The 17,924-nt window shown below is 59.2% G+C and carries 17 protein-coding genes and 1 tRNA gene; 2 read left to right on the forward strand and 16 right to left on the reverse strand.

Annotated features, from left to right (window positions below; translation table 11 throughout):
- Positions 1-472 precede the first annotated feature (472 nt).
- The 3 genes from JTP94_RS31725 to JTP94_RS31735 all read right to left on the reverse strand — a co-directional run bounded on the left by JTP94_RS31725 (position 473) and on the right by JTP94_RS31735 (position 2,761).
- Positions 473-769 carry a hypothetical protein gene (locus tag JTP94_RS31725; RefSeq protein ID WP_204854343.1) on the reverse strand — a complete coding sequence of 99 codons (297 nt, stop codon included), beginning with the start codon at positions 767-769 and terminating at the stop codon, positions 473-475.
- Between the two features lie 111 nt (positions 770-880).
- Entirely contained in the window at positions 881-2,662 is a 1,782-nt protein-coding gene (locus tag JTP94_RS31730; protein ID WP_204854344.1) for a site-specific integrase, read from the reverse strand.
- A gap of 23 nt (positions 2,663-2,685) precedes the next feature.
- Positions 2,686-2,761: transfer RNA gene (locus JTP94_RS31735), tRNA-Ile, on the reverse strand.
- Between the two features lie 164 nt (positions 2,762-2,925).
- Between JTP94_RS31735 and JTP94_RS31740 the strand changes: the two genes are divergently transcribed.
- Positions 2,926-3,669: an SIMPL domain-containing protein gene (locus tag JTP94_RS31740; protein WP_204854345.1), complete on the forward strand. Its 744-nt coding sequence runs from the start codon at positions 2,926-2,928 to the stop codon at positions 3,667-3,669.
- Positions 3,670-3,794: 125 nt separating this feature from the next.
- Here JTP94_RS31740 and JTP94_RS31745 read toward each other — a convergent pair whose 3' ends face one another.
- From JTP94_RS31745 to JTP94_RS31760, 4 genes are all read right to left on the reverse strand, one after another.
- Positions 3,795-4,136, reverse strand: coding sequence for a hypothetical protein (locus JTP94_RS31745; protein ID WP_204854346.1), 342 nt, complete (start codon positions 4,134-4,136; stop codon positions 3,795-3,797).
- A gap of 257 nt (positions 4,137-4,393) precedes the next feature.
- Complete coding sequence (locus JTP94_RS31750) at positions 4,394-4,699, reverse strand: hypothetical protein (RefSeq protein WP_204854347.1); 306 nt, start codon at positions 4,697-4,699, stop codon at positions 4,394-4,396.
- A gap of 170 nt (positions 4,700-4,869) precedes the next feature.
- A complete protein-coding gene (locus JTP94_RS31755; RefSeq protein WP_204854348.1) occupies positions 4,870-5,298 on the reverse strand; it encodes a secondary thiamine-phosphate synthase enzyme YjbQ in 429 nt (142 codons plus the stop codon).
- A gap of 80 nt (positions 5,299-5,378) precedes the next feature.
- Positions 5,379-5,732, reverse strand: coding sequence for a DUF1428 domain-containing protein (locus tag JTP94_RS31760; RefSeq protein ID WP_204854349.1), 354 nt, complete (start codon positions 5,730-5,732; stop codon positions 5,379-5,381).
- A gap of 118 nt (positions 5,733-5,850) precedes the next feature.
- On the opposite strand from JTP94_RS31760, the gene JTP94_RS31765 reads away from it, so the two are divergent.
- Positions 5,851-6,243, forward strand: a complete 393-nt coding sequence (locus JTP94_RS31765; protein ID WP_204854350.1) for a GNAT family N-acetyltransferase — start codon at positions 5,851-5,853, stop codon at positions 6,241-6,243.
- Positions 6,244-6,267: 24 nt separating this feature from the next.
- On the opposite strand, the gene JTP94_RS31770 is transcribed toward JTP94_RS31765, so the two are convergent.
- The 9 genes from JTP94_RS31770 to tdh form a co-directional block, all read right to left on the reverse strand.
- The gene (locus JTP94_RS31770; protein WP_204854351.1) at positions 6,268-7,191 is read right to left on the reverse strand and encodes a LysR substrate-binding domain-containing protein; all 924 of its coding nucleotides are present in this window, start codon (positions 7,189-7,191) and stop codon (positions 6,268-6,270) included.
- Positions 7,192-7,487: 296 nt separating this feature from the next.
- Complete coding sequence (locus JTP94_RS31775; protein ID WP_204854352.1) at positions 7,488-8,717, reverse strand: MFS transporter; 1,230 nt, start codon at positions 8,715-8,717, stop codon at positions 7,488-7,490.
- A 98-nt stretch (positions 8,718-8,815) separates the two neighbouring features.
- Complete coding sequence (locus tag JTP94_RS31780; RefSeq protein ID WP_204854353.1) at positions 8,816-9,547, reverse strand: B3/4 domain-containing protein; 732 nt, start codon at positions 9,545-9,547, stop codon at positions 8,816-8,818.
- An 81-nt stretch (positions 9,548-9,628) separates the two neighbouring features.
- Positions 9,629-10,438: an AraC family transcriptional regulator gene (locus tag JTP94_RS31785; RefSeq protein ID WP_204854354.1), complete on the reverse strand. Its 810-nt coding sequence runs from the start codon at positions 10,436-10,438 to the stop codon at positions 9,629-9,631.
- Between the two features lie 104 nt (positions 10,439-10,542).
- On the reverse strand, positions 10,543-11,523 hold the full coding sequence (locus tag JTP94_RS31790; RefSeq protein WP_204854355.1) for a DMT family transporter: 981 nt from the start codon (positions 11,521-11,523) through the stop codon (positions 10,543-10,545).
- 136 nt (positions 11,524-11,659) lie between these two features.
- On the reverse strand, positions 11,660-13,228 hold the full coding sequence (locus JTP94_RS31795) for a DUF930 domain-containing protein (RefSeq protein WP_204854356.1): 1,569 nt from the start codon (positions 13,226-13,228) through the stop codon (positions 11,660-11,662).
- A 235-nt stretch (positions 13,229-13,463) separates the two neighbouring features.
- Positions 13,464-14,264, reverse strand: coding sequence for an APH(3')-II family aminoglycoside O-phosphotransferase (locus JTP94_RS31800; RefSeq protein WP_204854357.1), 801 nt, complete (start codon positions 14,262-14,264; stop codon positions 13,464-13,466).
- A gap of 103 nt (positions 14,265-14,367) precedes the next feature.
- Positions 14,368-16,428, reverse strand: coding sequence for an RNA polymerase sigma factor RpoD (gene rpoD / locus JTP94_RS31805; RefSeq protein WP_204854358.1), 2,061 nt, complete (start codon positions 16,426-16,428; stop codon positions 14,368-14,370).
- A gap of 449 nt (positions 16,429-16,877) precedes the next feature.
- On the reverse strand, positions 16,878-17,915 hold the full coding sequence (gene tdh / locus JTP94_RS31810; protein ID WP_204854359.1) for an L-threonine 3-dehydrogenase: 1,038 nt from the start codon (positions 17,913-17,915) through the stop codon (positions 16,878-16,880).
- Between the last annotated feature and the right edge of the window lie 9 nt (positions 17,916-17,924).

Here is a 17,924-nt window from a genome sequence, read left to right on the forward strand (position 1 = left end):
CCGCCATTTCCTCGTCGATGAACAATGCGATCCCGACATGATCGAGCGCGTCATGGCAGATGAGGTGAAGCGCCTCCTATAGCTTCGGCCGCCCAAGCAAGCGAAAATGCTTTCGCCGGACGCTCACGGTGTAGCGTCCCCAACCCAGCGAAAGTCGGTCGCAAGCTGGGCGAGCTTCTGATTTTCGGGCGGCGGAAGCAGTCCGGGGCATTGGCCTTCAAAACAGCACCACGGCGGACGCTACCTAAGACGCGAACCGGGCGTCCTGCGGGGGATCGCCAGAACTGCCCTGCATATTGATCACCAGGGACGGCACATGGGCCGAGGAACTGTTGAATGCATTCCGGCTGGCGAAGCCGCCTGCGGCGAAGGCCGACGCCTTGCTACTTGTGATGGCCTCAAGCACGGCGTAGCGCTTCTGGGTGGCGCGGGTATTCCCGACGCCGCGTCGTGGTGAACGGTGCTGGTCAAATCAAGCGGGGCCAAGGCACCTCTGGCTAGCGGCCCCAGCCAAACGAGGCTTCCGCTCGCCAAATGGTCCGGTGCCAACTGGTGCCAAATCAGCCCCCAAACAGGGCAAAATAGACCCAATCGCACCAAAATAGCACCAAAAGGCGGCATCAGAAGGCGCTTCCGCAAAACGATGCAACTGTCGTAAGATGTTGAACAATATGAAGAAAGCTTTCCATCTTTTCGCATTATCAGAAGCTGCACGGATGGCGGGCGTGATTTTGACATCGTAGTGTTCACCGAACTCAATCTCATCCACACTGCTTTCCCGTGATTTGCAACCCGTTGCAATAAACCACGTGGCTATGGCCGACGGTAGGCAGGGAGCGGCTCTACGAGACGCGTTGCCCCGCTCGATCGGCAAACATCGTCAGCCCGCCGTTGCAACGGGTTGCAAATGACCGAGTGGATTAAGTCCGTCATAGCTAATCTCAGCGACCCATTTGGCCAGCGTACGGACGCTCACACCGGCACCATATCTCTCCTCAACAATACCCGACCTCGACCAGCCACCCAGGGCGCGCGTCGAGTCTATCGGCACGCCGTTTTCGCGCAATGCGTCGCGGAAGTTATGGCGCAACGAATGGAACGACAGACCGCGCTGCTTGATGTTTAGCTTTGATGTCAGCCAGTAGCTAAAACGCTTTTGGAATAGATCAGAAAGTTGGTCCTGATCCTTGCCTGGGAGCTCGGGGAAAAGACGCCTTCCCCCCGCCTTCCTGGTTTTCTCTACGAGGTCAAGCAAACCTAGGCGCACCAGTTCCGGGTGAACGGGAATGACGCGCTCACTGCCCGGCGTCTTGTATTCCTGCTCGTCTGTCTCCCAAAGAACGAAGCAATGCTCGCCGTATGTTTTCTCGACATCATCCACAGTTAAACCCACGATTTCGCCCAGGCGCATGCCAGAGAACAGAGCGATGAGCGGCACCCAATAGCGACCAATGCTCTCGCTCTTACGCGACCACGCGGGCAAGCCGGCGATGATAATATTAAGCGCGTCGATCTTCCAAGGGCGCCTAGCATTCTTCGCCCGCTTCTTACCGCCTGCAAGCTTTACGGCTGGGTTGAGCGTGAGCAGGCCCTTGCCTATCGCCCAATTGAAGAAGGCGCTGAGCGTATGCGTGTAGACTTTCACGGTGGTTGGCGACAGCATGCGATCGGTTCGGGTGGCTGCTGTCTCCACCATCTCCCGCATCGTCGCACAACTCTTGTAAGCCTTCAGCTTGGCAACGTTTGCGGGTAATCCGGCGATTAGTTCCTGAACGGCGGCACACTCGGCACGCGTGATCGCAGCGAGCGGCTTGTCGTCACCAAGCAGCTCCTTCATGGCACGGAAGGTGACGACATACTTCGCATCTGCAGTGTCGCCCAAGTGGGCACGCGTGGGATCATTCTGCATTCTGGTAATGGCTTCCCCGAGCGTGACGCCTTCGGATTGGGCCGGCGCGGCTGAGATAGAATTGACGCCCTCGAACAGAGGATCATGCGTCTGGTCGCCATGCGCGCCTTCTAAGCGATCAATCATCCGCTTGAGGTGCTCAACATCGGCGCGACGGATCAATTCTAGAAGGCGCCGTAACTCGTCCGAGGGGACGAAGGGCTCCTTGGCTCCGCCAATTGTTGTCTCGGCAGGCAGGGGAACTTTAAGCTTTCTCTCCCGAATGATGGACCGAGCTTGCGCGAACAGCACGGCTTCGGCCGACGGGTCGCGGGTTTCAAGACCACCGATCTCGCGTTCAATGTCCTCTCGTCTCTCCTCATCCTCTACCGTTATAGAGGCACTTTGCTCACGGACCCAGAAATCACCTATCACGGCGCGACGAAGCTCGCCTGCCGATAAGCGATCGTCCGGGTTGATCTTTTCGCCTCGCGTCAGCGCCTGGCGCTGTTTTTCCCACTGAAGGTCAAGGCGGACTGAAGCAAGCCGCGCTTCCTTCGCAGCAGCCTTATACTCAGAGGTGCCCAGCGCAATCCAAATTTCCGTCTTGCCAAGCGCCACGACCAGATCGGTGGGAACTCGCCGACGGAGGCTGTAAGTGCTGCCGCGCCGTATCAAACCCGTAACTTTCACCACCTCTTCGACCCCGCTTGTGTAGCGTTCCTGTGTAGCAGAGCGGATTTTTACAGATTTGATTTTGCTTTTCTTTTTCAATTTTCAATCCCTTAGATAGGAATTGGTGGGCCCGGAGGGACTCGAACCCCCAACCAAGCGGTTATGAGCCGCCGGCTCTAACCATTGAGCTACAGGCCCGGCACGAGAGAAAATCGTCGCGCTCGCAGCACCGGAGCAATGGTTCCCCGGAAGCCGACTTGGCTCTAGCCCAATTTCTCTTTTCCCACAAGGGACTGCCGCAATACCTTCACAATCAATCCGCAAAAGCGAATCCCGAGGAAACACCAACCAAGGAACGAACCATGCCACTGACGAAAACCAGAGATTTTGTTTTTGCCGCTCTTGTCAGCGCTGCCTTCTTCGTGCCCGCCGCCGGCGCCTTCGCCGAGGATGCAAAGCCGCGCGAAGCCGTTATCACCGTCACCGGCGAGGGACATGCGGCTGTTGCGCCGGATATGGCCGTGATCACGCTTTCGGTCGTTCAGCAGGCGAAGGCCGCTCAGGATGCGCTCGACCAGAACAACAAGGCCATGGGCGCTGTGCTGGCAACGCTGAAGGATAGCGGCATCGCCGAGCGCGACCTGCAGACGTCAGGTTTTTCCATCCAGCCGCAATATACCTATCCGAACGACAAGGACGGCCGTGCGCAGCCGCCGGTTCTGAACGGCTACCAGGTGACGAACGGCCTGACCGTTCGCGTGCGCGATCTCTCCAAGCTTGGCGCGCTGCTCGACCAGGCGATCAAGCTCGGCATCAACCAGGGCGGCGACATCCAGTTTACCAACGACAAGCCGGATGCCGTGCTTGAGGAAGCCCGCAAGAAGGCGGTAGTCGATGCTGCCGCCAAGGCGAAGACCTTGACGGATGCGGCCGGCGTCAAGCTCGGCCGGGTCATCGCGATCCACGAAGGCGGCGTTGCCACTCCTCCTCAGCCATATATGCGCCAGGCAATGGCCGCTGCCCCGATGGACAAGGCCGTTCCCGTCGCAACCGGCGAGAATGAATATAATGCCTCGGTCAGCATCACCTACGCGATCCAGCAGTAGTTGAAAACAGAACCGCCCTTCGCTCGGATTCATTCAAATCGAGCAAAAGGCGGTTCCGTGGCCCCCGCCACAAGGCTAAAAGTCAAAGGCGGAATGGCAGGCGCAATGTGCGCCCGCTGTTCCGATCAGCGGCCCAGCATCGGGCAGCCGCGAACATTGGCAAACATCATCGTATCCGGACCGCGACGACCGAAGCCATCGACGATGACGCGGCGCGGCGTCACATCCACGACGCGGGCGCGGCGCAGGCCATAGCTGCGGGCGACATCCAACGCTTCACGCGGATCGCAGCCACGACGGCGGTCAAAGCGCGGCGGCGGATTGTCGTAGTCAGGCGGTGGCGGCCGATGACGGCCCGGGCCGACATAGATATCCAACCCCTGTGCGGAGGCAAAATCCGCCGTGACCGACAGCGCGGTAACTGCGATGGCGACGGCGACCCCCAACTTTGCCAGCAATTGTCTCATTGTGTCCTCCAAAGAGCAAAGGGCTTCCCTCTCATGCTTGCAACATGTGCTGAGCGAGTGCCCGAAAAGTAACGGCGCGATGCTGAACAAGCTCAGAATCAGCCGTTCATCCGCTAGTCAGGTACAATGAACGCTAAAACGACGCCAGATGCCCGATCATAGCACAATGTAAAAAAATAAAGCCGCCCCCTGAGCGGAGGCGGCTTCGAAACTAGCGAATATATGTGGAAAACGCGGCCGCTCCCACTTAGCTGCCGTTAACGGCGGATCAACGGGCAACCGGGTGCGTTGGCGAAAACGACACGATCATGGCCGCGGCGGCCGAAGCCTTCGACGACAACCCGGCGCGGCGTGATGTTGTCGATATGGGCGCGACGCAGACCCATGTCACGGGCCTTGCGAACCGCCAGTACCGGCGAGCATGCACGACCACGATGGTGATCGTAACGCACCTGCTGGATGCCGGGATGGAAATCATTGGCCGTTGCGGTGACGGCCGATGCGGAAATGCCGCCGAGCGCGATGAGAGCTGCAATACCTGCCTTGGCGAAAAGATTGGTCATGGGTGTTTCTCCTTCAAATCCTTGCTGCGGATCGTTGCAATCCCGATATCCGGCTGATGCCCTTGGGATTGAGCTCACGTTATGTCAGCCAAGCTGAACCAAACGCGAATTGGCCATTCAGATTGTATTCATGGCGATTAACAATCGGTTGACGCGAAAATTCCGACAGCTCAGGCGGAAAGATGCAGCACGATCTCGCGCCGGTGCGGCCGATCGCGATGCTCGAAGAGATAGATGCCCTGCCATGTGCCGAGGGCCAGACGGCCGTTCACAACGGGAATGCCGATCGACACCTGCGTCAGCGCCGCCTTGATATGCGCCGGCATATCATCCGGTCCCTCCGTCGTATGCACGACCCAGCGCATCGAGGGATCGGAAGACGGGGGCACCAGCCGGCGGAAAAAGGCATTGAGGTCGGTCTTCACATCGGGATCGGCATTTTCCTGGATCAGCAACGAGCAGGACGTATGGCGCACGAAGACGGTCAAAAGCCCCTCGCCGCTACTCGACACCGACGCACGGACGAAATCCGCCGCCTGGTCGGTGAATTCGTAAAGTCCCTGACCACGGGTGGACAGCGTGACGACCGTTTGCGGCATGGCTTCTTCCAGCAAGAATGATGGCGATCCGCATCAGGTCGGCCGCAACAGCCGGAAAGTCAAGTCCGGCGACCGGCAGGCTATATCTCGAGGAAGATGTTGAAGCCGCCGTAGATCATGCGCTTGCCATCGAAGGGCATGTTGGCCATCCCGTCCTTCAAGCGCGGGTCGGCCATGACCTTTTCCAGTATCGCGTCGCGGCTCTGCCGGGATTCATAGGTGATCCACGAAAAGACAACGACCTCATCCTCGGTTGCCTGCACCGCGCGGGGGAAGGATGTCAGTTCGCCATAGGGCACATCGTCTCCGAAGGCCTCGACATAGCTGAGAGCACCATATTCCCTCCAGACCTCGCCGGCCGTGTGCGCCAGCACCTTGTATGCCTCGATCTTGTCTTTCGGCACGGCAACAATAAAACCATCCACATAGGACATGTCAGCCTCCTCTGTTCTATGCTCGCGTTAGAATGACGATTGGCCACGACTATATCCGACATAGGGCGCGCATTTTTTCCGACCATTGCCAACGAAGCGATCCGCCTGAGAGATGCACATGGACATAGAATACAGGGATGACCCAAATCCCGGAAACGACGCGCTCAATGCTCTTTGGGTGGCGGCCTGGAACGATCCTTCCAGGCCCGATTTCTCATCGATCCTCGCAAGAAGCCTCGCGCATGTCGGCGCGTTCACAGGCACGAGGCTGGTGGGTTTCGTCAACGTCGCCTGGGATGGCGGCATTCACGCCTTCATTCTCGATACCTGCGTCGATCCCGAATTCCGCAGGCAGGGCATCGCGACCGGCTTGGTCGAGAGGGCCAAGATGCTGGCCAGACAACGGGGCGCCGAGTGGCTTCATGTCGATTTCGAACCGCATCTCACCGGCTTTTATCGAAAGCTCGGCTTTGCCGCCACGGAAGCGGGCCTGATAAGGTTGCGCGATTGAGGCGGGACCGTGTTGTCCCCCGGCTCAGGCGGCCGAACGGACTTGCGAAAGCAGCCAGTTACGAAACAACGCCACTGATGGATTTTGCAGGGCATTCTGCGGATAGACAAGATTGTAGCTGGCTGCGGCGGGCTGGGCCTCGATAAAACACCGCACCAGTTTACCGTCGGCGACGTCACGCGCCACAAGCGAGCTGCGAACGAGGGCGAAGCCACGCCCTTGCCGGCATGCGTCAAGCATATCCGCAAAGCTCTCGAACAGAAGCCCATCCTCCACAGCCGCCACGATATCAAACTGCGTATCTGCCTCGCCGCTCCTGCCGGTGATCTGCTCATACCAGCGTTGCCAGTCCAATATCGTATGCCGCATGCCGGCATAGCGCAGCAGCGGGGCCGCCCTGATGGCGTTACGCGGCGGCAATTGTTTGGAAAGCGCCGGCGAACTGACGACGAATTCCTCGTCCGTCAGTAATTCCTCCTCGATAAGTCCGGCTTCGGCGCGGCCGAGCCAGATCGCCAGATCCGTACCGCCGGGTTGAAAATCCGGGCGCTGATAGCCGACTGCCATCCTCAATTCGATATCCGGATGACGCTGGCAGAAATCCGGCAGTCGCGACGCCAGCCATTGGCTTGAAAACTCCGGCGAGACCGAAACCGCAACGCTGCGAACCGAGACGCTCGCCCGCGCCTGATAGAGCGCTGTCTCCAGCTCGGAGATCGTCCCCGCAATTGCCGGATGCAGGCGCGCACCCAACGGCGTCAGCCTGGCCCCGGCCCGGCCCCGATCGAACAGCCTGCCTCCAATCCATCCTTCCAGCTGGGCAAGCTGATGGCTGACAGCCGTCTGCGTCTGCCCAATTCTATCAGCCGCGCGGCCAAAGCCGCCGGTTTCCGCGATGGCACAAAACGCCTGGAGCACCGACAAAGGCGGAAGCGGCCTCTTTCCCATGAAAATCTCGCATAGTTGATTGTGAGAGACTTCATTATACACATCTGGATTTCCAGCGCATCTGTCCATCACGGGAAACCATAGGGTTCGCGATAGATGAAAAAAACTCATGCATATGGTTGGAAGCATTGGATTGCGGAGCACCTGGCTCGGTCAATCCGCTGGCGTGGCTGTGACAGAACGCCGGCGACGAAAATGAATGGCCAACGCGATACGCTTTGCGCAGCGAACGCGCATTTGCTGCGGGATGTGGGATTGCACAACGGCACGGCAGGTCAGTCCGATTTCCGGAGCGACTAGCCCCTGAGCGTCTTGACCTTGGTCAGATCCGGAAAGATCCGCATCCAGAGCAGCACCACAACTATGGTGCCGACGCCGCCGACGATGCCGGTCAATACCGGCCCGAGGACGCTGGCGAGCATACCGGACTCGAATTCGCCGAGCTGGTTGGATGTGCCGATGAACAGCGAGTTCACGGCATTGACGCGGCCGCGCATGGTATCCGGCGTCAGGAGCTGCACGAGCGAACTGCGCACGACAACGCTGACCGTATCCGACGCGCCGAGGACGAACAGTGCCGCTACGGAAAGGATGATATTGCTCGAGAGCGCGAACACAACGGTGGCAACACCGAAAATCAGCACCGCAAACAGCATCTTCTTGCCGACATCGGTCTGGAGTGGTCGCCGAGCCAGCCGGATCGACATCACCAATGCGCCAACCGCCGGGGCGGCGCGCAATAGGCCGAGTCCCCAGGGGCCAGCATGCAGGATATCGCGGGCGAACATCGGGAGGAGTGCCGTCGCGCCGCCAAGCAGGACGGCGAAGAGATCGAGCGAGATCGTCCCCAGCATCACAGGCCGGCTTCTGATGAACGAAACGCCGGCAAAGACGGAACTCAGCGTCATTGGCTCCCGTGACGACGGCTGTTGCCGCTCGACACGGATCGAAATGACGTTGATGCTCGCAATGACGTAGAGCACCGCGGAAACGGCAAAGGGCGCGACAGGGCTGACGCCGTAGAGCAGGCCGCCGAGCGACGGGCCGATGATGAAGGCGGTCTGCATCATCGAGGTCGAGGTGGCAATGGCAACCTGAAGCAACGACGACGGCACGATATTCGGCAGCAGCGCCGCCATGGTCGGGCGTTCGAATGCGGTGGCGGCACCCATGACCGCAACCGCGGCCAGAATGCCGGCCGGGCCGATCCACTGCTGCCAGACCGCCACGGCCAGCACGAGAGCGGTCAAGGCCTCGACCAGTTGGCAGGCGAGACCGATGCGGCGCCGGTCGAACCGGTCGGCCACATGGCCGACGACGAAGGTCAGGATGACCATGGGAAGAAACTGGCAGAAGCCGACCAGGCCAAGGAAAAAGGCGCTATGGGTCTGATCATAGATCATCCAGCCCATGGCGACCGTCACCGACTGAAAACCTATCGAAGAAAAGACGCGCGACGCCGCAAACGAACGATAGCCGGGGTGACCGAGTACACCCGGCCGGTCTTGATTCTGCAGCGTATCCATCGGCTTTCTTCGTCTGCCGGCGCGGGTGCGCGGAGACATGTTTTCTCAATCGTTCGAAATTCTGTCGAAGCCCCTGCTCTGCCCGAACGCGCCGGTTGTCAACTGTGTTTTTGCTCAGGTTGAAGATTCGTCGCGGGCGACAGATCAAATCGCGGTGATGAACGGCTGAGAAGCGCCGACCGCGCCTCGACAGACCAGACGCTCGCCAGCTCCGCCGCGATCATGCCGATCAGACGCGGGACATCGCTGCTTGCCAAGTCATGCAGCGCCTCGGCGACGATCAGCACGGACTTGGTATCCTCACGCACGGCGGAACGGCCGCTTTGCCGGTTGGTCCAGCGCCGGGCATGCGCCTGCCCGCCAGTATCGGCAAAGATCACCTCTCCAGGCTCCGGATGCTCCGTCTCGCCGGAAAAGGTGAGGTAGGACTCACTGCCGCTTGCGTGCCGCACCTCGAGATCACCTGTTATCTTCGCAAGGTCGAAAACCGCGACGGGAATGGCGAATGCGATCGACACGGCGTTGCAGAGATCGACGAGCGGATGCAGCCGCGGCAACGAACCCTCCTGACGAAAACGACGCAGCAAGGCCTCCGAAGCGCAGCGATATTGAGTGGGCTTCAACCCCATTTTCGAAAAGCTGCGCCGCCAGGCCTGAATTTCCGGCATTTCGCCTTCGGAACCTTGCACCAGCCGCTCTGCGGCGGTCGCATGGTACCTGGCGATGCGATCCGCCACAGCGGCGTCCGCGGTGATCCCTTCGGCGAACAGAACGCCGGGAACCAATTCGGGAAACTCGCTCCACATCTCGTTTGAATGGCGGAAGTACATGGCTTCTCCTTCTGCAATCTCGCTTAGCGTTGCAGAAAACCTCGTTGTCATCGCCCGGTCTTGAACAAAATTGCAGGAGCCTCAGCAGGCCGCCGCTGCATAGGCGCCCGGCGATATGCCGAAATTGCGCACGAAGAGCCGCGTCATGTGGCTTTGATCCGCAAAGCCGCTGGCAAAGGCTGCCTCAGCCAATGGTGTGCCCGCCGCGATCAACCGCCGCGCCTCGTGGATACGGCGCTGCAAGAGATAGGCATGCGGCGTGAGCCCCGTCGCCTTGGTGAATGCGCGCAGGAACTGGAAATGGCTTAGCCCGCAGGCATCCGCGAGTTCGGCAAGCGTCAGGGGTGCTGCGGGATCATGCTCGATCAGATCGCGCGCACGACCGATGGCGGCAGGAACAGCAAAATCGCGCGGCGCCGGCACTCCCTCGCTCATCACAGCAGCGACCAGCGATAACAACAGCCCATCCTGCAACAGTTCATCCTGTGGCGCGGCGTTGCCAACCAGAAGCGGGAACAGGGTTTTGAAACACGACGCCACTTGGCCATTGCGAATAACAGGCGACGGAAATTCCGCGTCGCCAATGCTCCCCTCGCCGATATCGTCAAGCAGATCGCCGATCAGCCTCGGATCGAAATAGAGCATCGACCAGGCCCGGCTTTCGCCGATGGGCATGCCGTCATGCACTTCGTTCGGATTGACGCTGATGACATCCCCCGCCTCGGCCCGCACCATTCCGCGCCCGCTGAGCGACGCCTGCGCGCCGGATTCGATGATGCCGATACCGAATTGGTCATGCGTATGCTTGGGAAAGCTATGACCCGTTTCTGCCTTCACGGCCTCGATGCCTTCAACGTGAGAGCGGAATATCCTGAACTGGCCGGATCTCATGATGATCGCTTTTCCACACGGACAAAGTGCTGCCCTGAAAACTTCGGCAAAGAATAGCGCGGCGGTGCCATCGCATGCAATGCGTGCCCATCAGGACATCTGCATCACCTGTCGGACGCTGCGGTCTCTTCATCCTGCGCCGTCGCCAATGCTGCCTGGGTATTGCCGGCAACGGCCGCCGGCAGCGGCGTGCCGCGTTTGCGCTCGCGCGCCAGCGTCAACAGCCCGGAAAAGATGATGAGGACGATGCCGAAGGCCATGGGCGTATCGATGCTGTCATTGAACAGCAGATAACCGAACGCGATGGCCCAGATCATCTGGCTGTATTGCGGCGGAGCGACAAGATTGGCTGGCGCCATACGCGCGGCATTCATCAGCAACACGTTGCCGAAGGCGCCCAGCAGGCCATAGCTCGCCAGGAAAATCCACTGCGTCGCGGTCGGCGCGGTAACCTCCGAGAGCATGAGGAAGCCGCTGACGATCAGCGTGCCGAAAAGACCCGCCCCGTAGAGCGAGATACGCTTCTCTTTCGATCCGAGCGCACGGTTGATGACGATCGAAATCGCGGCGGCAAGCCCACCGATCGCGGCGCAGAGATGGCCGATCGAGAGTTCGCGAAAACCCGGCCGCAAGACGATGAGCACGCCGACGAACCCCAGGATGACGGCCGTCCAGCGCTGCCAGCGCACATCTTCCTTAAGGAAGACAACGGAGAGGATCGTCACGAAGGACGGCAGCAGGAAGAGCAGCGCAAAGGCTTCCGCCATAGGTAGCTTGGTAAAGGCGACCACGGAGCAGATCGCGCCCGTAGCACCGCAGATGAAGCGCAGCAGCCACAGGGGCCGGTTCGACGTCTTCACCATATCGATCCAGCCATCCTCCCTCCGCTTCAGGAAGGGCACGGCGGCAAAACCGAACAGAGCGCCGATGAAGGCCACCTGATAGGAGGGAACCACACCATGCAGGATCTTGATCGAGGCATCGCTGAAGGCAAAGACGGCATAGGACGCGAATGCCACGAGGACGCCACGCAAGGCGGAGCGACCGGCGGCTGCGGAACTGGAATCGGCCGTAATCGAGGACATCGGAATCGTACAATGCGACGGGAGGAGAATTGAATCAGGTAGATACGGGCAATTGTATGATGAAATAGGCCGAATTTCGATTGGGGGTAGCAATAAACTATTGTTTCAAGCAGGCGAGGCAGGTGTGTTCGTCAAATCAGTTTGATGGAAGGCTAAGGCTTTTCCATTTGTCCTGCGGGATAGCAGCCCCCAGGCGATATGCAAAAGACGTGACTTTCGTTGCGCTGACATCGAGCCCGCATTTTATGCCGACATAATTATAACCATCCGGCGTTCGGTATACAGCCTTGTCGGCCTCTATGCTCCGGTTCGAATTTCGACTTTCGGCACCCTTCGGTATGCCAAAGCCAATCACATGAATGCCTGCCGCATTGAGCTGAGCTGCGGTTTCAGCGTTGCAAAGCTGGCTCATCCGCATCGGTTCCGGAAGGCCCTTCCATTTCACCAAAAAGCTCTTGGGTAACCCCGCGAGCTCCTTCGATGAGTAAAATTGCTTAGCTTGTATGAACGGTCCCGCCGCTACGCCGGGCTCTGCCTTTGCAGGCCCCGTATTTCCCAATTTTGACCCTTCTTGCGTCGCTTGAGGAACTGGTCTTATCGAGCTTTGCTGCTCATGCTGGGCCCCCGGCTCGACAACTAAAGCAGTACCATCTCCTTGCCCGTTCCCGTTGTTGGAGCCAACCCCCTCGCTCGTTGCTGGCTGTTGTTGAGACGTTACGATGCGCGGCACGACAATCTGCGGTGCAAGACTGTCGGGAGCCGCGCTCATCCTTGCCTGTGATCCCACGATGGTTTGATCAGTCGGCGGCGTATCCGGTTGATCGACTGTAGTGTCGGACGGCAAGTCCGTCGCAAGCTCTTCCGGTTTCGACATTGATGCGGTATCGGGTGAATTCGGATCGGAAGCCGGCGTAGTCGCATTTGGTTGCGTAGGCTTATCGTCCGATCCTCCCTGTGCGGAAGATGCCTGTTTCTGCGATTGAGAATCAGAATTGGATGCTGCTGGCGTCGCCGTTGCCTGAGCATTAGCATCTGCCTGCTCCGTAGCAGACTGAGCGCTATTGGTGTCTGCTGATGTCGTAGACTGCTCTTCAGGCTGACTATCGGTCACCGTGGGTGATAGTGTCGCATTATCCGTCGTCGGCGTGTCTGCCTGCTTTGGTGATGATACATCTTGGGTCGGCTTTCTATCGTCCGGGCTGGCTGAAGTGGCATCCGCCTGCGCCGTCTCAGAATCCGATTTATCAATCGGTTTCTGTTCCGCCTGCTCTGCTTTTGTCTCCGAAGGTTTTTCCGGAGCAGAAGCTCTCTGCTCCGATTTGGCGCCACCATCCTTGTCATCCGGCTTGTCAGCAGGCTGCTTTACGCTGTCGGCCTTTGCATTGTCTTGTGTTTGCACTTTAGCATCCGCCTGTGCTTGCTCGTCCAGCTTCTTTGCCTCCGCCGTCTGCTGCTGCGGCTTCTCGTCGGGCTTTGGTGTCGGCTTCGGAGGCTGATCGGGCTTCTCGTTCTCCTTCGTCGCGATCTCCTGCTTTTCCTGCTGTTGCGGCACGAGCTCGACGTTGACGCTGTCCTCGGGCTTCGCCTGAGGCGGTGCGGGCAGCAGCGGCAGCAGAAAAATAGCAACAAACAGGACATGCAGGAGGATCGACAGGACAAAGCCCGGCCTGATCTCCTTATCCCGCTTTGCCGCAACCTCTCCCATCGTTCAGCGGACGACTTGCCGAGCAAAGGCAACAGAGGGGAAAACGCACATCATTCTCATTGGAACCTTACCGAAAACAGATCGGACCTCGCCGGCCCGCAGACATATGGTACGCAACAACACGACACGAAAGAAGCAATTGCCGAAATCGAACTTGTCAGGCCACTGTTCGATCCGCAATGGCTCAAAAACACACCTGCGTGATCGGGTGACGTGAGAACCCGTTCATCCATCGTCAAAAGAACTCATCCAGCAGCCGATAGTAAGCCGCCTTTTCAGGGTGCATCTCAAAGTTTCCGTAGGCCTTCAAAAAGTCGGCAACAAGATCTTCCCCGAAATTGCGCTCGACGCTGCCGCAGGCCAGCGCGATATCCTGATGGCGATCGGCAACGCCGAGGCGACCGCAATCGATGTAGCCACTGAAGCCATCGCCATTGGCGATGAAATTCGGCAGGCAGGCGTCGCCGTGGGTCACCACCAGATCCTCCGCCATAGGCCTGCGCTCTTCAAGTTCCTGGAACAGATCCTGCGCCGATCTCCCGAGCCTTGCGTCATCGAAATCGTCTTCGTCCACACAGCCTGCAAGCAACCGCGCTTTTGCATCAGCAATCCTGTTCTCCAGGCGATGATCAAAAGGACAGGAGGCAATATCAAGGCCGTGCAGCCGCCGCAGCGCGCCCGCCAGGATCCGCACTCTTTCGATCGGCGGCAATCGACCATCGCTGACGAGATCCGCGCCCGGAAGCGCACTCATCAACAGCCACTCTCGCCCACCGTCTGTTTCGTGGACAATCACCTCGGGGCACGCAATACCCTTTGAGGCGAGCCATCGCAGCCTGGAAACCTCACCCGCTAGCTCGCCCAGCGGATGAATGATCTCGGTCTTGAGATAGACGGGCGCTCGGCCAACAGCTTCGAGCCGAAAGACATGCGCCGAGGAGCGACCGAGCTCAGCCGGTCGCCAATCATATTCCGCGAGCAGATCGCTCAGCCGTGCGGGCAGTGGCATTTCGATAGTCTGCGGCTTGTTCGCCATGGCCCGAACCTTGATCCCGATCCGTTATCAATGGAAAACCCGGCTCGCTTTCGCAAACCGGGTTCAATCTCATAACAACGCCAATGCCGGCTTGCGCCCGGCCTTAGCTGTCGAGGAAGCTTCTGAGCTTGCGACTGCGGCTCGGATGCTTGAGCTTGCGCAGCGCCTTGGCCTCGATCTGGCGGATACGTTCGCGCGTGACCGAGAACTGCTGGCCGACTTCTTCGAGCGTATGGTCGGTGTTCATGCCGATGCCGAAGCGCATGCGCAAGACACGCTCTTCGCGCGGCGTCAGCGATGCCAGAACCCGGGTCGTGGTCTCGCGTAGGTTTGCCTGGATGGCGGCGTCGATCGGCAGAAGCGCGTTCTTGTCTTCGATGAAATCGCCGAGGTGCGAATCCTCTTCGTCACCGACAGGCGTTTCGAGCGAGATCGGCTCCTTGGCGATCTTCAGCACCTTGCGCACCTTTTCGAGCGGCATGGCGAGCTTTTCGGCCAGTTCCTCCGGCGTCGGCTCGCGGCCGATCTCGTGCAGCATCTGACGCGACGTGCGGACGATCTTGTTGATCGTCTCGATCATGTGCACCGGAATGCGGATCGTGCGGGCCTGGTCGGCGATCGAGCGGGTGATCGCCTGCCTGATCCACCAGGTGGCGTAGGTCGAGAACTTGTAGCCGCGGCGATATTCGAACTTATCGACCGCCTTCATCAGGCCGATATTGCCTTCCTGAATGAGGTCGAGGAACTGCAGGCCGCGGTTGGTGTACTTCTTGGCGATGGAGATGACGAGGCGCAGGTTCGCTTCGACCATTTCCTTCTTGGCGATGCGGGCTTCGCGCTCGCCCTTCTGCACCATGTGCACGATACGGCGGAATTCTGAGATAGAGATTCCGGTTTCAGTCGCAAGGTTCTGAATTTCCTGGCGAATGTCGCGGATCGTCGTGTTTTCGTTCTTGGCGAACTCCTTCCAGCCGCGCGCGGCCAGATTGCCGATCGACTTCATCCAGTTCGGATCGAGCTCGGCACCCTGATACTGCTCGAGGAAGCTATCGCGCTTGACGCCGTGCGATTCGGCAAGGCGCAACAGACGACCTTCGTTCTGCACGAGGCGTTTGTTGATGTCATAGAGCTGCTCGACGAGGGCGTCGATGCGGTTCTGGTTCAGCGACAGTGACTTGACCGACTTGACCAGTTCATCCTTCAGCTCCTTGTAACGGCGCTCCTGCGCCGACGACAGCGTGCCCGAGGCCGACAGGCGCTGTTCGACCTGCTGGTCCTGCAGCTTGCGCAGCTTCTTGTAGGTTTCGGCGATCGTGTCGAGCGTCAGCATCACCTGCGGGCGCAGCTCGGCTTCCATCGCGGCGAGAGAGAGGCTGGATTCGTCCTCGTCCTCTTCCTCCTCCTCGATCGGCATGCCTTCGCCGCCGACATTGGTAATGTCGTCGTCGCCATTCGGCGAACGGCCACGGCGCGCCTTTTCCTTTTCCTCGGCAGCCTTGCGGTCGGCCTCGATCTTCTCGGGGCTCTGGAACTGCGGCGCAGCCTTGGCCTCGGGACCGGAATAGGTGGTTTCGAGATCGATGATCTCACGCAGCAGCGTGGTGCCTTCGTTGAGTTCGTCGCGCCAGATAATGAGCGCCTGGAACGTCAACGGGCTCTCACAGAGGCCGCCGATCATGGTTTCGCGGCCGGCCTCGATGCGCTTGGCGATCGCAATTTCGCCTTCGCGCGACAGCAGCTCGACTGAACCCATTTCGCGCAGGTACATGCGCACAGGGTCGTCCGTGCGGTCGGTCGGCTCTTTCTTCTTGGCGGTCGCGAGCGCCGAACCTGTGGAAGGTGCTAGTTCGCCACCTTCTCCGTCCTCGTCGCCACCGGCATCGTCATCGTCGTTCGACGGAGTACCCGCCTCTTCGACATCCTCGTCCTCGATGACATTGATGCCCATGTCGGAGAGCATGGCCATCGTGTCTTCGATCTGTTCCGATGTCACTTCTTCGGACGGCAGGACGGCATTGAGCTCGTCCATCGTCACATAGCCGCGCTTCTTCGCGGCCTTGATCATCTTTTTGACCGCGTCATCGGAAAGATCGAGAAGCGGGCCGTCGGAGGTGCCGTCGCGTTCGACTTCAGCTTCTTCGTTCTCTTTGACCTTAGTTGCCATCTCTATATCGTCGCTTTCCCTGACGCTGCAAACTTACACGCGGTAGAACATTTCAATCTGGCCGGCACGCCCTGCGCCAGCCTCGACTCACCGACAAACACCTAACGGAATGACCTTTAATGCCCGATTAACCACGATCACCGCTGCCGGATTGCAAAGCTGGATTGCGTTTGGATTTCCGGCCATGTTATTAGGTGATCCGCTTGATCCAGTTTACCGTTCTTTCCGAAGTTAAACGGTGATTCCTAGATTTTTTGTTCTCGTCAAGCTTTTCCAGCAAAAAAGCCCGTTAAATACCCGAAAAAGCCTTATCCACAGGCTCGGTGCGCCATAAACAATTGCTTTCCGTATTTAGGAAGTCCCCGCACGATGACAAGAGCGTGCTAGCCAAACGCTCGCATTTCCTGCATCGCGACGTGTTACCGATGTAGAAAAGCGACAGTTAGGGGTCAATTCCAGTCCATGACCACCTTGCCGGAGTTGCCGGAGCGCATGGCTTCGAAGCCTTCGCGAAAATCATCTATGCCGATACGATGGGTGATAACAGGCGATACATCGAGACCACCCTGCACGAAGGCGATCATCTTGTACCAGGTCTCGAACATCTCGCGGCCATAGATGCCCTTCAGGTTCAGCATCTTGAAGATGACCTTGTTCCAGTCGATCTCGAAGCCGGCTGGTGCGATGCCGAGAATGGCGATCTTGCCGCCATTGTTCATCTTGTCGATCATATCGCGGAAGGCCGGTGCCGCACCCGACATTTCCAATCCGACGTCGAAGCCTTCGGTCATGCCGATGGCTTTCATCACATCGGCCAGGTTCTCCTTCGAGGCATCGACGACATGCTCGATGCCAAGCTTGCGGGCGAGCGCCAGCCGGGTGGGATTGATGTCCGTTATGACAACCTTGCGCGCGCCCGAGTGCTTGGCGACCATCGCACCCATGATGCCGATCGGCCCGGCGCCCGTGACGAGCACGTCCTCGCCCACCAGATCAAAGGAAAGCGCCGTGTGCACCGCGTTGCCGAACGGATCGAAGATCGCCGCGACCTCATCCGAAATATCGTCGGGGATCGGCACGACGTTGGATTCGGGAATGCAGACGAATTCGCCGAACGAGCCGGGTCGATTGACGCCGACGCCGAGCGTGTTGCGGCAGAGGTGGCCTCTGCCCGCACGGCAGTTGCGACATTTGCCGCAGACGATGTGCCCCTCGCCGGAGACGCGCTCGCCGACGTGATATTTCGTCACCGCCGAACCGACCTCGGCGATCTCGCCACAGAATTCATGACCGACGACCATCGGCACCGGAATGGTCTTCTGCGCCCATTGGTCCCAGTTCCAAATGTGGACATCGGTGCCGCAGATCGCCGACTTCTTGACCCGAATCAGGACATCATTCGGCCCGACCTCGGGAACCGGAACATGCTCCATCCACAGCCCGACTTCCGGCTTGGATTTGACCAGCGCTTTCATCATGTTCGACATGATCGGCTC

Origin of the sequence: Martinezella lusitana, assembly GCF_016901135.1 — a bacterium.
Classification (GTDB): domain Bacteria; phylum Pseudomonadota; class Alphaproteobacteria; order Rhizobiales; family Rhizobiaceae; genus Rhizobium; species Rhizobium lusitanum_D.

What these genes read in the sequence shown, in the direction of transcription:
- JTP94_RS31740 (WP_204854345.1), top strand. Translation starts at nt 2,926, where the DNA reads ATGCCACTGACGAAAACCAGAGATTTTGTTTTTGCCGCTCTTGTCAGC.
- JTP94_RS31745 (WP_204854346.1), bottom strand. Translation starts at nt 4,136, where the DNA reads ATGAGACAATTGCTGGCAAAGTTGGGGGTCGCCGTCGCCATCGCAGTT.
- JTP94_RS31750 (WP_204854347.1), bottom strand. Translation starts at nt 4,699, where the DNA reads ATGACCAATCTTTTCGCCAAGGCAGGTATTGCAGCTCTCATCGCGCTC.
- JTP94_RS31755 (WP_204854348.1), bottom strand. Translation starts at nt 5,298, where the DNA reads ATGCCGCAAACGGTCGTCACGCTGTCCACCCGTGGTCAGGGACTTTAC.
- JTP94_RS31760 (WP_204854349.1), bottom strand. Translation starts at nt 5,732, where the DNA reads ATGTCCTATGTGGATGGTTTTATTGTTGCCGTGCCGAAAGACAAGATC.
- JTP94_RS31765 (WP_204854350.1), top strand. Translation starts at nt 5,851, where the DNA reads ATGGACATAGAATACAGGGATGACCCAAATCCCGGAAACGACGCGCTC.
- JTP94_RS31770 (WP_204854351.1), bottom strand. Translation starts at nt 7,191, where the DNA reads ATGGGAAAGAGGCCGCTTCCGCCTTTGTCGGTGCTCCAGGCGTTTTGT.
- JTP94_RS31775 (WP_204854352.1), bottom strand. Translation starts at nt 8,717, where the DNA reads ATGGATACGCTGCAGAATCAAGACCGGCCGGGTGTACTCGGTCACCCC.
- JTP94_RS31780 (WP_204854353.1), bottom strand. Translation starts at nt 9,547, where the DNA reads ATGTACTTCCGCCATTCAAACGAGATGTGGAGCGAGTTTCCCGAATTG.
- JTP94_RS31785 (WP_204854354.1), bottom strand. Translation starts at nt 10,438, where the DNA reads ATGAGATCCGGCCAGTTCAGGATATTCCGCTCTCACGTTGAAGGCATC.
- JTP94_RS31790 (WP_204854355.1), bottom strand. Translation starts at nt 11,523, where the DNA reads ATGTCCTCGATTACGGCCGATTCCAGTTCCGCAGCCGCCGGTCGCTCC.
- JTP94_RS31795 (WP_204854356.1), bottom strand. Translation starts at nt 13,228, where the DNA reads ATGGGAGAGGTTGCGGCAAAGCGGGATAAGGAGATCAGGCCGGGCTTT.
- JTP94_RS31800 (WP_204854357.1), bottom strand. Translation starts at nt 14,264, where the DNA reads ATGGCGAACAAGCCGCAGACTATCGAAATGCCACTGCCCGCACGGCTG.
- rpoD (WP_204854358.1), bottom strand. Translation starts at nt 16,428, where the DNA reads ATGGCAACTAAGGTCAAAGAGAACGAAGAAGCTGAAGTCGAACGCGAC.
- tdh (WP_204854359.1), bottom strand. Translation starts at nt 17,915, where the DNA reads ATGTCGAACATGATGAAAGCGCTGGTCAAATCCAAGCCGGAAGTCGGG.